The sequence below is a fragment of the Melioribacteraceae bacterium genome, from assembly GCA_030584085.1.
Taxonomy (GTDB): Bacteria; Bacteroidota; Ignavibacteria; order Ignavibacteriales; family Melioribacteraceae; genus SURF-28.
Map to the genome: position 1 here is coordinate 33,109 of CP129490.1, position 14,909 is coordinate 48,017.

10 protein-coding genes are annotated in these 14,909 nt (G+C 34.9%); all 10 read left to right on the forward strand.

Translation table 11 applies throughout. The annotated features are described in order from the left end of the window. Window positions 1-144: 144 nt before the first annotated feature. Window positions 145-2,718: a M6 family metalloprotease domain-containing protein gene (locus QY331_00170; protein ID WKZ69663.1), complete on the forward strand. Its 2,574-nt coding sequence runs from the start codon at window positions 145-147 to the stop codon at window positions 2,716-2,718. Window positions 2,719-2,894: 176 nt separating this feature from the next. Continuing rightward, window positions 2,895-4,190 carry a hypothetical protein gene (locus tag QY331_00175; GenBank protein ID WKZ69664.1) on the forward strand — a complete coding sequence of 432 codons (1,296 nt, stop codon included), beginning with the start codon at window positions 2,895-2,897 and terminating at the stop codon, window positions 4,188-4,190. 170 nt (window positions 4,191-4,360) lie between these two features. Further along, window positions 4,361-5,725, forward strand: coding sequence for a tRNA uridine-5-carboxymethylaminomethyl(34) synthesis GTPase MnmE (gene mnmE, locus QY331_00180; GenBank protein WKZ69665.1), 1,365 nt, complete (start codon window positions 4,361-4,363; stop codon window positions 5,723-5,725). Window positions 5,726-5,850: 125 nt separating this feature from the next. After that, a complete protein-coding gene (gene mnmG / locus QY331_00185) occupies window positions 5,851-7,728 on the forward strand; it encodes a tRNA uridine-5-carboxymethylaminomethyl(34) synthesis enzyme MnmG (protein ID WKZ69666.1) in 1,878 nt (625 codons plus the stop codon). A gap of 17 nt (window positions 7,729-7,745) precedes the next feature. Then, window positions 7,746-8,426, forward strand: coding sequence for a 16S rRNA (guanine(527)-N(7))-methyltransferase RsmG (gene rsmG, locus QY331_00190; protein ID WKZ69667.1), 681 nt, complete (start codon window positions 7,746-7,748; stop codon window positions 8,424-8,426). A gap of 98 nt (window positions 8,427-8,524) precedes the next feature. Next, window positions 8,525-9,337 (forward strand): retropepsin-like aspartic protease, encoded by an 813-nt coding sequence (locus tag QY331_00195; protein ID WKZ69668.1) that lies wholly within the window; start codon window positions 8,525-8,527, stop codon window positions 9,335-9,337. Between the two features lie 174 nt (window positions 9,338-9,511). After that, complete coding sequence (locus tag QY331_00200) at window positions 9,512-10,738, forward strand: hypothetical protein (GenBank protein WKZ69669.1); 1,227 nt, start codon at window positions 9,512-9,514, stop codon at window positions 10,736-10,738. A gap of 17 nt (window positions 10,739-10,755) precedes the next feature. Next, window positions 10,756-12,708, forward strand: a complete 1,953-nt coding sequence (locus QY331_00205) for a methyl-accepting chemotaxis protein (protein WKZ69670.1) — start codon at window positions 10,756-10,758, stop codon at window positions 12,706-12,708. 177 nt (window positions 12,709-12,885) lie between these two features. Continuing rightward, complete coding sequence (locus tag QY331_00210; protein WKZ69671.1) at window positions 12,886-13,623, forward strand: GW dipeptide domain-containing protein; 738 nt, start codon at window positions 12,886-12,888, stop codon at window positions 13,621-13,623. A 105-nt stretch (window positions 13,624-13,728) separates the two neighbouring features. After that, window positions 13,729-14,868, forward strand: coding sequence for a THUMP domain-containing protein (locus QY331_00215; protein ID WKZ69672.1), 1,140 nt, complete (start codon window positions 13,729-13,731; stop codon window positions 14,866-14,868). The last annotated feature ends 41 nt before the right edge of the window (window positions 14,869-14,909 follow it).

The window sequence follows — 14,909 nt, forward strand, 5'->3', positions numbered from 1 at the left end:
TTTTCGTTTTCTAAGATTGTAAACGATTCTAACTAAAATTTATTGTATTGATCACACTAATTTTTTGCGTGGTCATTATTACTAATATTCCATATTTTGACGAACTATTTTTTGTCAAATACCCAATACTATAACGGAGAATAAATGAAAAAATCAGTTTTAGCGCTATTGGTAATCTTTGTATCCATGCTTAGCGCACAGATGGTTCCTCATCCAAATTTATTAGAAAAAATTAAAAACGGAGAAATTAATATTCCCTATGCTCTTAAAAATTATAAAGAATTGAAAGAAAGAGGAGTATCTACCGGCTGGACTTCGGAAGAATTAACTAAGCAAAATTCTATTATGAAAAAAGAAGATATTCATAGAACATACGGACCGGCAAAAGCTGCATCCGGTGAGTTTAATGCAATATTTCTTTTTGTAGAATTTTCGGATCAAGAATCACAAGTATCTGTTAGTTTTTTTGATGATCTTTTATTCGCGAACACCGCAAGCAGCATGTGGGGTTATTTTGATGAAGTCACTTACGGAAATTTGGATTTGATAACAGCAGATATGCCATCTACAATCGGCTGGGTTACTATGCCCAATACTTATGATTATTATGTGGGGGGAGAAAATGGTTTCGGAAATTTTCCGGCTAACGCACAAGGATTAACAAGAGATGTGGTTCAACTTGTAGATCCTTATATTGATTTTTCTTTATACGATAACGATGGTGACGGAGAAATCGAAGCTTTATTTATTGTGCATACAGGTCCCGGAGCGGAATATACCGGAAGCGATGATGATATTTGGTCTCACGCTTGGGCGATCCCCGGTGGTTATATGACCGATGACGGAGTTGAAGCTTACAGATATTCAATGGAGCCCGAGTATTGGTCAACCCCCGGTGATATGACAATTGGAGTTTATGCTCATGAAATGGGACACTCGGTTTTTGGTTTGCCAGATGTTTATGATACTGATTACACATCGAATGGTGTTGGTCGCTGGAGTCTAATGGCAGGCGGAAGCTGGAATGGTAATAACGGTGCAACTCCTGCTTGGCCGGATGCATGGAATCACATTCAAATGGGTTACTTTACGCCGACAAATGTTACAACAGATTTAATCGGTGAATCAATTACTGCTATGACAACTGAAGCAGATATTTATAAAATTTGGAAAGACGGTGTTCCGGGCAATCAATATTTTTTGGTTCAGAATAGACAGCGGACAAAGTACGATGCGGGAATTCCGGGAAGCGGATTATTAATTTGGCATATCGATGAAACAAAAAACGGAAATTCGCAGGAATGGTATCCCGGTAAAACAAACAGCGGAAATTACCTTGTTGCACTAGAACAAGCAGATAATAATTACGATTTAGAAAAAGGCGTCAATAGTGGTGATACACGCGATCCATTCCCTGGGCAAACAAACAACATCCAATTTAATTTTCTAAGCAGTCCGTCATCAAACGCATATAATGGAACTAGCACTTATGTATCGGTGGAAAATATAAGTGCATCCGGTAATGAAATGACTGCGGATTTAAAAATTTCTCAACCGGCTGAATATTTACAAGTCGCATCACCAAACGGTGGTGAGTCTTGGCAGGGAAGTTCGAGTAAAACTATCCAATGGTCAAGCAACGGTGTTAATGAAGTTGATATTGAATTAAGCATCGACAACGGTTCAACATGGACAGTTATTGAAGAAGATTTAGATGCGTCAACCGGAGAATATGAATGGGTTGTTCCTAATACCCCATCAGCAGAATGTTTAATTAGAGTCACCGATTCGGGAGATAACTCAAACATTGACGAAAGTAACTCAACATTTACTATTACGGCAGCTCCCGTTGTTGAAGTAATGAGTCCAAACGGCGGTGAAGAATTTAAAGTCGGTGAACAAGTTGAAATTACATGGACAAGCGCAAGTGTAACAAGTGTGAAAATTCAATACTCAACTGATAACGGAAATACTTGGCAGAATGTGATTGTAATAACCCCATCTGATGGATCATATAACTGGACTGTACCGGACAAACCTTCGGAAGAATGTCTAGTGAAGATTATAGATATATCAAACGGAAATGTTGTAGATGAAAGTGATGATGTATTTACAATAATGGGAAGTGCCGCACTACAATTAATGAGTCCGAATGGCGGTGAAGTTTATTTAGGCGGTGAAACTGTCGAAATTACTTGGAGCAGTTCTAACGTTGAAAACGTAAAAATAGAATACTCTATGAATAACGGAAGTTCTTGGAATGTTATCGTTTCCGAAACAGAATCTAATGGTTCATATAATTGGGTTCTTCCCGACGAATATTCAAATGAAGTGTTGGTCAGAATTACCGATGCATCAAACGGTACATTGGTTGATCAAAGCGATGATGTATTTACAGTTAATTCAACAACTTCTGTTGAAGAAGAAAGTGTTCCTTTGACATATTCACTTGAGCAAAATTATCCAAACCCATTTAATCCGAGCACGCAGATTAAATTTGGTTTACCTTTTGAAAGCAATGTTAAGTTGAAGATTTACAATATACTTGGACAGACAATTGGAGAGTTAGTAAACCAATCATTACAAAGCGGTTATCATACTTTTGAATGGAATGCGGGTAATCTAACATCCGGGATTTATTTCTATTCGATTGAAGCAAATTCTATTAACGGAGATAAATCATTTAACTCGGTTAAGAAAATGTTACTCGTAAAATAGATACAAGATGTGAGATATAAGACACAAGATTGTAACCGCAGACTTTATGTCTGCGGCAAAATCTTTAAATAATTTCAGAACTCTATAAAACAAGCCTGCATTCCTACCAGTAAAAACAAGCAACTTTTCACTATTTTAAGCATCTTTAAAACATCACTAAGAAACCAATCAATACAATGAAATATATAGTCACGTTCCTTTTCTTTACGATGATGTTATTTTCGCAATCTCAGCTTGATGAAGCAAACAAATTAATGCTCAAAAGTAAATTCAACGAAGCTGCCGATTTACTTGAAACGTTTGTCAAAGATAATAACAATGCAGATGCATACTTGAAATTGGGACTTTGTTATAAGAATCTTATGCTAAACAACCATGCTTTGGAAGCTATTGAAAGGGCAAATGAATTAGATCCAAACAACGTTGATATACTTTCAAATCTTGCATCGCTTTATTCAACAATGGGGTTTGATAATAAATCAATAACAACATTTCAGAAAGTAATAGAATTAGATTCAACGAATATCTTTGCCAAAATAAACTTAGCAAAGTTTTACATCGATTCCGGAAGATGGAGTGATGCAAAATTTATTTATAATAATTTAGTAATGGATGATTCGGATAATAGTTTTTATCATCGTCAGCTTGGATATATTTACCAAAAAGAAGAAGATTGGCATGAAGCACATAATCATTACAAATTTTCTTATGGGTTGAATCCAACCGACCTTTTTACCATAAGTAATCTTGCAAAAGTTTTTTATCAAAGAGAACAGCCCGATTCCGCAATCGCCATTATTGATAAGGGGTTGGAGATTTACGTAAATAACTCACAGTTATTAAAATTAAAAAGTGATATTTATTTTTCACTAAAAAATTATTCCGGTGCGGTTAATGCAATTGTTAGACTTATTGCAAACGGCGATGAATCCGCTCAGTTGTACCAAAGATTGGGAATTTGTTACTACCAAGTTGCTGTGGAAAATTTTGTCGGGGATGCACAAATCCCAAAACTCGAATCAGCCATTGAAGCGCTTAATAAATCCTCGATAATGGACTCAACACAAAGTTTAACCGAACTTTATTTGGGGATGACATATAAAGAACTTAATAAAAACGAAGAGGCAATAGCACATCTAGAAAATGCGCACAATCTAATTTATCCGGCATTCACACCAGCAATTTTTACAAATCTTGCAATAGCAAATAACAGAATTGGTAATCATGCAAATGCAATTAAGAATTTTAAAAATGCTATGCGGTTTGACTCGACCAATCCAAATTATTATTATTATTTAGCAACTACATATGATCAGTATTACTATGATAAGCAAGTTCCGTATATATATTATAATAAGTTTTTAGCAAGCGGAGTAAATATTGAACCATCATTAAAAAAGTATACTATCCAAAGAATTGAAATGCTAAAAGAATCGCTGCACTTTAAACGTGGAGTGAACGCAAAAAAATAATTTTTTTTGTGAAATTCCTTGTTTACCAGCGCTAATCGAATAATCCCAAAGACTTAAGTCCCCGTAACTTCTTGCAATTAAATGACTTACGAGAACACACCGTTTGCAATTACTTTTGTTTATTCATATCTTTAAAGCTTATTTTTTTTGAAGAATTTAATTAAGACAAATTGACTGAAATTATATCAAATACAGAAGACACAATCGTCGCGCTGGCAACACCGAGCGGAGTTGGAGCTATTTCTGTAATTCGCGTAAGCGGACCAGATAGTATAAACTCAGTTAATAAAATATTTAATGGAAAAGCTGACCTAATCGGTTGTAAATCACATACAATTCATTATGGTAAGATTGTTTATGCGGAAAATATAATCGACGATGTACTTATATCGGTTTTTAAAGCTCCCAACTCTTATACAGGAGAAGATTCGGTAGAGATCAGCACACATGGTAGTCAACTTATTGTTCAGAAAATAATTGAAGCAATAATTGCACAAGATGTTAGATTAGCCGAACCCGGTGAATTTACAAAACGTGCTTTTTTAAATGGTCGAATTGATCTTGCACAAGCTGAAGCAGTTATCGATGTTATCAATTCTAGAACCGAGGCGTCTTTGCGCGGAGCTCGAAATCAACTTGACGGAATACTCTCCGCAAAGGTTGATGAATTACGGGAAATGTTAATTAATACTTCTTCCATCTTAGAGCTTGAATTAGATTTTGCCGAAGAAGATCTTGAGTTTCTTCCTAAAGAGAAAATAATTTCAAGAATTGATGAAATATTAATCGAAATTGAAAAGCTGCTCAAATCATATGCGTTCGGAAAAGTAATTAGAGATGGCGTAAACGTTGCGTTAGTTGGTAAACCCAATGTCGGGAAATCATCACTGCTTAATTACATGCTTAAAGAATCAAGAGCAATTGTTAGCGAAATTCCCGGGACAACCAGAGATATAATTCGTGAAGAATTTTCGGTTGATGGAATTTTGTACAGACTTTATGACACTGCTGGAATCAGATTATCCGATGACGCAATTGAAAAAGAAGGTGTTGTTAGAAGTCGAGACGCTGTGAGAAGTGCAGATTTGGTTTTATTTATTAATGATATTATCCAGGGCTTTGCCGAAGATCTAAATTCCGAACTTCTCGAATTAACAAATAAGGAAAAGATCATTTCTGTCATAAACAAAATTGATTTAGATGCACATTCAAATCTAAACGCGGATGTAAAACTCTCGGCTAAAACCGGAGAAGGAATCGAATCGCTATTTAGAGTAATGAAAGAAAAAGCAATTGGATCAGAAAGTTATAGTGAGAAAGGGGCATTGGTTTCAAACTTGAGACATTATGAAGCTCTAAAGAAAGCGAATGACCATTTGCGAAGAGCAAAAGATTCAGTTTTAGTCGGTATGTCCGGAGAATTTATAGCTGTTGATCTTAGAAATGCCGAAAGTTCACTCGGCGAAATTATCGGTAAAGTAACAAGCGAAGATATTTTGAATAATATTTTTGCAAAATTTTGTATTGGGAAGTAAAAACACATTATTTCGCATGTTCCACGTGAAACAAATGTGCTTGACCGGGCATTAAAAATTCAAAAAGGTTCGGGCTGTTTCACGTGAAACACAAAAAAGGTAAAAAAGAAAGGAAATTCGAATAAATGTATTATGATTTAATTGTGGTCGGTGCCGGACACGCTGGTATTGAAGCGGCGGTTGCTGCCGCAAAGATGGGTGTTTCTGTCGCTTTAGTAACAATGGATAAGAATGCGGTCGGAAGAATGTCATGTAATCCGGCTATTGGTGGAAGCGCAAAAGGTCATTTGGTTCATGAAATTGACGCGCTCGGCGGTGTGATGGGTCAGATTGCAGATAATTCGGGAATACAGTTTAGAATTTTGAATCGATCAAAAGGCCCTGCTGTTTGGGCAGGTAGATGTCAATCAGATAGAAAACTTTATTCGGTTGAAGCAGCCAAGATAGTAAACACCACACCAAATTTGGAAATTGTTGAAGATTCTGTAATAGAAGCAATTGAAGAAGATAAAAGGATTGTCGGTGTAAAAACTCTTTATGGAAATGAAATTAAATGCAAAGCATTGATCGTTTGTTCAGGGACATTTCTCAATGGACTGATGCATACTGGTCTAAATTCTACAAAGGGTGGGAGATTCGGAGAACAACCTGCAACCGGCCTAACTGAATCTATTGCAAAAATGGGATTTGAATCCGGGAGACTAAAAACCGGAACTCCTCCCAGACTAAAACTTGACACTATCAATTATGATATTTTAGAAGAACAACCCGGTGATGAAAATCCACAACCATTTTCTAGAAGAACTGATCGATCACGGTTTCCGTTTCTTCCTCAAGTAAGCTGCTGGTTAACCAAAACTGACGATTCAGTTCACAAAATTCTAGAAAAAGGTTTTGACCGTTCACCAATGTTTATGGGAATTATAAACGGAGTGGGTCCCCGGTATTGTCCTTCAATCGAAGATAAAATTGTAAGATTCTCCGATAAACCAAGTCATCAAATCTTTCTAGAACCAGAAGGCTTGGATTCGGATTTGATTTATGTAAACGGATTTTCAACCTCACTTCCTGAAGAAATTCAACGAGAAGCAATTGCAAAAATACCCGGCTTGGAAAATGCTGAAATGGTTCGTCCTGGATACGCAATTGAATATGACTATTTTCCGTCCTACCAAATTGATCTTACACTGGAAACTAAATTAATTAGGGGACTTTACTTTGCCGGACAAATTAATGGAACATCCGGGTACGAGGAAGCTGCCGGACAAGGTTTGGTTGCCGGGATAAATGCAGCTCTAAATATTCTTGGCAGAAAAGAAGAGTTTGTTTTAAAAAGAAACGAGGCTTATATAGGCGTTCTGATTGATGATCTAGTTGGTAAATCAATAAACGAACCTTATAGAATGTTTACTTCGCTTGCCGAACATAGATTGCTGCTTAGACAAGACAATGCCGATAGAAGATTATATGAATTCGGTAATAGATTCGGTTTGATAAGTGATGATGAATTTAAAGAAATGAAAACAAGAGAAATCCTTATTACAAAAAGTGTTGAATTTTTTGAAGAAGTTAAATTCAAACCCGATGAAATCAATCATCTTCTTGAACAAAAGGAAACCAATGTTATTGATAATGCTGAATCAATAAGCAAATTAACAAAGCGACCTGAGATACAGCTTAGAGATCTTCTTTATGAACTTGATCATGAAAAATATCCTTTAGCAAAATCTCTTCTTGAAGATGAAAAAGCACTTGAACAAGTAGAAATAGAATTGAAATATGAAGGATATATTCAGCGTCAATATGATCTAATTGCGAAGATGAAAAAACTAGAGGAAGTTAGAATACCAGAAAATTTTAATTTTTTGAACTTAAAAACTATTTCCAACGAATCTAAAGAGAAATTACATAAAATTAGACCTCGGTCAATAGGACAGGCATCTCGAATTTCGGGTGTGTCACCTTCTGATATTTCTATTTTATTAGTATATTTGAAGAATTAATTTTTGAGGGTAACCATTTGGATCTACAAGAACAATATTTAAGAGAGCTTAGACAATTCTTTTGGGAAAACGGAATTACTCCTGATGAATATCAACTTGAACGTATGGCACACTTTGCCGATTTGGTTATTAAGAAAAATCAGCAAGTTAATTTAATCTCACGACGAGATGAAAAAAACATAATTGAAAACCATGTTTTTATTTCAGCATTCATTTCAGAATTCATACCACAAAAATTAAAGTACTTTCTAGATATTGGAACAGGCGGCGGTTTTCCTGGAATTCCACTTGCGATAACTCGTCCAATGCTTAGAGGTGTTTTAGCTGATTCAACCGCAAAAAAAATTGAAGCTGTTGATGAGTTTATTGATAAGCTGAAATTAAGCAACATTGTTGCCGAAAATAACAGAGTCGAATCGCCGGAATTCAAAGAAAAGTATGCAAATAAATTTGATTTAATTGTCAGCAGGGGAACTGTACCTCTAATTATTCTATTTCGATATTCAATTCCTTTGATTCAAGAGAAAGCATATATTATTGCAATTAAAGGCGGCAATTTAGAAGAAGAATATAAAACAGCAGAAATGAAATATAAATCCTACATAAAAAAATCTACAATCTTTGAATTAGGTTACAAACCAACCAACATAAAAAATAAAAAGGGGAAGAAGCTTGTCTTCCTCGAATTGAGTAAATAATTTTTTAATTAAGAAACCGCATGAAAAATATGCGGTTTTTTTGTAACAATTTTGTTCGTTGTTTCGTCTATGTAAAAATAATTTTTAAGGATGAAGCAGTGAAAAAAATATTTACTTCAATAATACTCATATCAACAATTCTATTCTCGCAAGAACAACTACCAATCACAATAAATGATTACGGTTTAATTTTCATAAAAGTAAAAGTCAATGATGAATCCGGAACTTTTTTATTAGATACCGGCGGCGGCGCTCATGTTTTATCAAATAATTTTTTTAATAAGATCAAAGGTGAAACCGACGAAGCGGGATTTTATACCGGTTTTAGGCATAACGGTGAAAGAATAGATACTAGAGTTTACACAGCAAACTCAATTAGTGTCGGAAGCCTAAATCAAATAGAACCAAAAATTGGAATGTATCCACCATTAGATCAGTACGGTATTGATGGAATTCTTTCATTGATGATTTTTAAGAACACAGCTTTTACAATTGACTTTATAAATCTGGAAGTCATACTAGAAACTAAGGAAAGTTTATTTGAGTTAGAGAAATTGTCAGAAATTCATCCAATATTATTTGATAGCGAAAGAGATTTAGTTCTTGATATGTTTATAAAAATTTGTCTTAACGACTCAGTTTCACTCCTTGCGGAATTTGACACCGGAGCCGGATTTGAAACTTTTCTATTGAATAAATTTTACGCCGATAAATTTAACCTACCACTCGATTCGCTTAATAACACAAATTGTAAACTATCACTTTGCGGAAGTGAAACTATATCAAATAATAAAAAGTCAGCTACTGTAAAAGATGATTTAATCTATGAAGGCTTAATTGGTAGTGGACTTTTCAAAAATTCAAAATTAACAATCGATATACCAAATAAACGGATTCTTGTAAGCAAATAGGTCAATAGTTTCACAATCTATATTTAATTAAACTAGCACCACAATTAAATTGTGGGAAATCATATTTCGCTAACCCCTTTTTAAACTAAACATCGCCTTTTAATTCCCGATAATACCACCAGTTGTACTTTTTCTAAGTAAAAATACTGAGATACTAAAAATAGTGAGTTATCAATGAATAAAATATTTTATATTTTAAGTCTTGTAGTTATCCTTACATTCGTGATTCCTGGTCAAGAAAAAAGTGAAGAGAATAAATTATCGGTTACCTTTGGCGGATATGTCAAAACAGATTTAATGTTTGATTCAAGGCAAACCGTCACCGCACGCGAAGGTCATCTACTTTTATTTCCAGCACCGGAAAAATTAGATATAAACGGAAATGATATTAATGATAAACCGAACCTTAACATTCTTTCAATTCAATCTAGAGCCTCTGTTTCGGTAAAAGGATTGAACATACTAGGTGCTAAAGCATCAAGTTTTCTTGAAGGCTCATTTTTCGGAAGTACTAATTCCGATATAAATGAATTCAGATTGCGTCACGCAATTGTAAAACTTGATTGGGAAAAAACTTCGTTGTTAGTCGGACAATATTGGCATCCACTTTTTATTGAAGATGTATTTCCCGGAGTTGTTTCATTTAATACCGGTATTCCATTCATGCCGTTTTCACGAAATCCCCAAATTAGAATTTCGCAATTGCTTGGAGATTTTAAGATTTCATTAACCGCAGCGTCACAACGAGATTTTTCAAGTAATGGACCAAAAGGAAGTACATCCGACTATCTAAGAAACTCTGCTATACCTATTCTTAATCTTACAGCAAAGTATTTATCCAAGAATATTGTTCTTGGCGGAGGAATAAATTTTCAATCTATTCAACCCGAATTGGAAACAACTTTAAATCATAAATCAAACTCAAAGATAAATAGTTTAGCCGCGGTAGCTTTTGCAAAATACAAAGTGGATGAATTCGAAATCAAGATTTTCGGAATGTATGGTGAAAACGTATTTGATTTACTAATGATCGGTGGATACGGTGTTAAGTCGACTGATGATATTACCGGGGAAAACACATATACTAATTTAAAGACCACTTCATATTGGATTGATCTCGTTTATGGAAAAGAAATTTCTTATGGATTATTCGCAGGTTATTCAAGCAACCTCGGTTCGGTAGATGAAGTTGTCGGAAGTGTTTATGCACGTGGGTCGGATATTAATCATCTTTTTAGAATTTCACCTCGAGTGGAATTTAACTTCTCTCCCGTCAGATTTTCTTTTGAATTGGAATATACATCAGCCGCGTATGGTGTTCCGAATAAAATGTACGTTGTCGAAAATTATAAAAACATAAATAACATCAGATCGCTTATTGCGGTTTACTATTTCTTTTAAAAGGGGTTATTACTAAAATGAAAAAAATATTTACATATAAAAATTGGAATATCTTCAGCAAAGTCTTCAGTCTTGCATTGCTGATTATTACACCAATGCTGCTGTTCTTCATATTAAAATTTATGCCTTCAGTAGAAAATAAACTTATGTCCGAAAAACAACGCAACGTAAAAAATACAGTTGAAGTTGCGTATGGAATAATTGAACATTACGGAAGTCTTGCATCGAAAGGTGAACTAACTTTTAGTGATGCTCAAACATCAGCACTTGCAGAAATTGAAAAACTCAGATATCAATCGGTTGAATACTTTTGGATAAATGATCTCAATCATAAAATGTTGATGCACCCAATAAATCCCAAACTGAACAATCAATCGGTGGCGGATCATAAAGATCCAAACGGAAAATATCTATTCAGAGAAATGGTTGATCTGGCAAAAAAAGAAGGTGAAGGTTTCATCGATTACATGTGGCCAAAACCCGGATTTAGCGAACCGGTTCATAAAACATCTTTTGTAAAATCATTTAAAGAATGGGGATGGGTTGTTGGCAGTGGAATTTACCTTGATGATGTTGAAGCTGACTTAGCCGGTTACAGAAATGATATTATAATTTTTCTAATTTCTTTGGTTCTCTTTTCTCTTTTAGTTGGATTTTTTACCGCTAAGAAAATTTCTAAACCGATAAAAGAATTAGAAACTGCAGCCGGAAAAGTATCAGGTGGCGATACAGATGTAAAGGTATCAAACAATTCAGCAGATGAGGTGGGAAGACTTACAAGCTCATTCAATTTGATGGTTGAAAATATAAAACGATCAATCGAAGAGGTTAACAAGAAAAGTGCTGAAGCCGAAAAAGCCGCATCAGAAGCTAAAGCGGCAGAACAGCTTGCACAATCTCAACAAGAGTATCTTTCAAAAAACACAAAAATAATATTGGCCGAAATGGAAAAATTCTCCAATGGAGATTTGACCGTACATGTTCAACCCGAAAATGAAAATGATGATATTGGAAGACTATTTCTCGGATTCAATTCAGCTACCGAAAAAATTAAAGACATGATTAAAAGTGTTACTGAGGCAATTCAAGCAACCGCAAGTGCAAGCACGCAAATCTCATCAAGTTCGGAACAGATGGCTGCCGGTGCGCAAGAGCAAAGTACACAAGCACATGAGGTTGCAAGTTCTGTTGAAGAGATGACAAAAACGATTACGGAAATGGCACAGAATGCGACCGCCGCAAATCAATCTTCAAATGAATCTTTATCACAAGCAAATTCAGGTTCTGATGCAATTGAAAGATCAAGAGCGGGATTTGAAAAAATAATTATATCAGCGGAAAGAATAGGACAAATAATTTCATCTCTTAATCTCAAGACAGATCAAATCAGTGAAATTATTCAAGTCATTGATGAGATTGCCGATCAAACAAATCTCCTCGCGCTTAATGCCGCAATCGAAGCCGCAAGAGCGGGAGAAGAAGGACGCGGTTTTGCAGTTGTTGCAGATGAAGTTAAAAAATTAGCCGAAAGAACTTCGGGAGCAACTAAAAAAATAACTGATACCATAAAAACACTGCAGATTGAAGCAAATGAAGCTAATAATTCGATGGTAGAAACCAGACAAGCGGTTGAGGAAGGTAAACGGTTCAATGAAGAGGTTGAAAGAGTATTGTCCTCTATTAAAGAGAGTACGGAAAATGTTAACTCACAAATTTACCAACTAGCTACGGCAAGCGAAGAACAATCAACAGTTGCGGAAGAAATCAGTAGAAACATCGAATCTATTTCTGCCGTTACTTCACAATCGGCAATGGGAGTTCAACAAATTGCGCAGGCTGCCGAAGATCTTAATAACTTAACGGATAGATTGCAACAATTAATAAACCAGTTCAAGTATGTTGATGAAAAAGAAAATAGAAATTACATCCATTATGCTCAGAAAAGGGGTAAGAAACTTCAAGTAGCTTAACAATAAAGTACTTCAAAATAAATAAAAAAACGGCTCAACTTGCGAGCCGTTTTTTTGTCCAACTCGCCAAATTAATATAAATGGGTATTGGTTTTGTATTAAATCCTTTTCAAGTCTTTTATTATATTTGTCGGTATAAAATAATTTAGTTACCATCCTATAAAAGAAAGGAAGCATATGAAATTCAAAGCATTAGCAATCGTTTTAATTTTAGCTTTAGTTTTTATTGGCTGTTCTGATGAAAAACAAGAAGAAACTGCACAAGGTACAAACCAGACTCAAATGGCGCCCGATGCACATAAAGTTGTAGTTAAAGAAGTTCTTCAAGCAAACGCTTATACATATCTTCGTGTTGATGAGAACGGCAAGGAAGATTGGATTGCAATCACAAAAAGAGGTGATATTGAAGAAGGTATGACTCTTTATTATTCCGACGCAATGGAAATGAAAAACTTCCACAGTACTGATCTTGATAAAGATTTCGAATCAGTTTGGTTTGTTCAAACCGTTAGCGATCAACCACTTAATGTAAATCCCAATATGGGCGGAGCAATGCCTCATTCAAATGTAAAACCAAAACCAGTTGAGGATGTTAAAGTTGATCCAGTTGCCGGTGGAATTACAATCGCCCAACTTTTTGATAATAAATCTTCTTATAACGAGAAATCAGTTAAAATAAGAGGTAAAGTAGTTAAGGTTAATAATGGAATAATGGGACGCAATTGGGTTCACATTCAAGACGGAACAGGCGATGAAGCAAATTATGATTTAACCGTAACAACAGACGCAACATTACAAGTTGGACAGATTGTTGTTGTTGAAGGATTTGTAACTCTTGATAAAGATTTTGGTTCAGGTTATAAATACGATGTGATCTTAGAAGACTCAAAAGTAACACCCGAAGCTTCAATGTAATTTTCTTGATGCTGTTTCAATATTTTGAAACAGCATCATTTTTTCTTTCTGTTATTATCCTGCCATTTCTTTTCGTTATCTTTCACTACAATAAAGAAATAAACTATGTACAACTACCAAAAATCAAATAGATACTTTGCACAAGTTGCCGATGATATAAAAGATATCACCGCGGATGAATTGGAAAGCTTAGGCGCTACAGGAATTAAAGAAGCATACAAGGGCGTTTATTTTAACGCCTCTCAAAGCAATCTTTATAAAATTAATTTGTACTCGAGTCTGATTAATAGAATTCTCGCACCACTTTATTCATTCGATTGCCATTCCGAAAACTATTTATATAAAACAGCATATGATATTGAATGGGAGAAACTCTTTTCGTCCGATGAAACATTTGCAGTTTTCGCCTCGACAATAAATAGCAATATCAATCACTCTAAATTTGCGGCTTTAAAATTAAAGGATGCAATTGTTGACCGATTCAGAAATACTCAAGGTAAACGACCGAACGTAGATACAAGAAATCCGGATGTTTGGTTTAATTTGTTTATAGAAAATAATCATGCTGTTATAAGTTTAGATACATCAGGTGGATCACTTCATAGAAGAGGTTATCGAAAAGAGTCAGTTGAAGCGCCAATGATTGAAACACTCGCAGCATCACTTTTAAAAATATCCGGTTGGAATGGTACGACAGATTTATATGATCCATTTTGCGGATCAGGAACTATTTTGTGTGAAGCTTATCTTCACGTAACAAATACTCCCACTTCAATTAATAGAAAGAAATTTGGTTTTGAAAAACTTCCCGACTTTAATTCAAAATTGTGGAAAGAAGTAAAAGCAGAAGCTCTAGATAATATAAAAGAAATAAGAGACGGATTAATTAGCGGAAGTGATGTTTCAAAAGAAGCGATCAAAGCCGCACAAATTAATTGTAATGAAATTGATAAGAGTGGTAGAATTAGCTTGCGTCAGACAAATCTGTTCGATATAAAGGAATTGAACAATAAAACAATAATTTGTAATCCACCATTTGGAATTAGATTGAAACACAATCAAGATCTATCCGATTTCTATAAACAATTCGGTGATTTTCTAAAACAGAAATGTAAAGGATCCACTGCTTATATTTATTTCGGTGATCGAGAATATATTAAGAAAATTGGATTGCGTACAGCAATGAAACGTCCGCTTCAAAATGGTGGTCTTGATGGAAGACTTGCGAAATTCGAATTGTATTAAAATTGGAACATTCAAAAAGGAAAAATTGTTAGTTCTGTAAC